Annotated in this window: 1 protein-coding gene; it reads left to right on the top strand. The window is 68.0% G+C overall.

Annotated elements, in window-relative coordinates; all coding sequences use genetic code 11:
- Positions 1 to 1,243: IS1380 family transposase (locus tag ACLQ23_RS31490; protein WP_425881529.1), on the top strand; the 1,243-nt coding region annotated here is incomplete at its 5' end.
- Positions 1,244 to 1,395 lie beyond the last annotated feature (152 nt).

Raw genomic sequence — 1,395 nt, 5'->3', positions numbered from 1 at the left:
CGAGCCAGGCCGGGTCGCGGTCGATCTGGCGGTGTTACTGGCCGACGGTGGTGAAGCGATCGCTGATCTGGCGGTGCTGCGTCAGCAGCCGGACCTGTTCGGGCCGGTGGCCTCGGACGCCACGGCGTGGCGGGTCCTCGCCGCGATCGACGAGGCGGGCCTGGCCCGGATGCGTGCTGCTCGCGCTGCCGCGCGGGAGCTGGCCTGGCTGCAGCTGGCCGAGACCCGCCGGTCAGTGCCGGCGACGACCGTACTCGATCGCGTGCTGCCGGGTTTCGTTCTCGATATCGACGCGACGATCGTGCTCTGCCATTCGGAAAAGGAATCGGCGGCGGCGACGTGGAAGCACACGTTCGGCTTCCACCCGCTGCTGTGTTTCCTCGACGGCACCGGTGAAGCCTTGGCCGGGCTGTTGCGGGCGGGTAACGCCGGATCGAACACTGCCGCCGATCACATCATCGTGTTGGGCCGGGCCCTCGAACAGATCCCGGAGCCACACCGTTACGGCAATCCGATTCTGATACGCAGTGACTCGGCGGGCAGCAGCCACGCGTTCCTCGACCACATCCGCAGCCTGCGCGAACACGGCCTGCACACCCAGTTCTCCGTCGGCGTCGCCATCAGCGAGGCGGTGCGGGCCGCGATCACCGCCGCCGACGACTGGATCCCCGCCCTTAACGGCGACGGCAGCCTGCGTGACGGCGCCGAACTCGTCGAGCTGACCGACCTTGTCGACCCGGTCCTCCTGGCAGGGTTCCCGGCAGGCACCCGGTTGATCTGCCGCCGGGAACGCCCGCACCCGGGAGCGCAGCTGACCTTGTTCGACCACGTCAACGGGATGCGGCACCAGGTCTTCGCCACCGACACGCCCCACGGCAACAACCCGATCCAGTTCCTGGAGGTCCGCCACCGCACCCACGCCCGGGTCGAGGACCGGATCCGCACGGGCAAGAGCACCGGCTTCGGCCGGTTCCCCTCACGCGTGTTCGCGATCAACGCGGCGTGGCTCGAACTGGCTCTGACAGGTATCGACCTGCTCACCTGGACCCAGCACCTGCTCCTCGACGGGTCCCTTGCCCTCGCGGAGCCGAAGAAGCTGCGCTACCGGCTACTGCACGTCGCCGCGAAGATCAGCCGCACCGCCCGCACCACCACCCTGCGCATCGCCGCCGGTTGGCCCTGGACCGAGCAGCTCACCACTGCGTTCCATCGACTCGGCGAACTACCCGAACCCGTTACCTGACAACAGAATCCGGCACATCCACCACGACACGGACCACGGAGCAACCCGGCCTACGGCCGGGCGATACCAGCTACCCATCACCAAAACGACCACCGCCACCTCGCCCGAAACACCACAACCAACCAACCACCAGGCTTAATGAAAGACGGAGG

It is taken from the genome of Micromonospora sp. DT41, assembly GCF_049841715.1.
GTDB classification, from domain to species: Bacteria; Actinomycetota; Actinomycetes; order Mycobacteriales; family Micromonosporaceae; genus Micromonospora; species Micromonospora profundi.
This window is presented reverse-complemented; position numbering and strand designations above follow the sequence as displayed.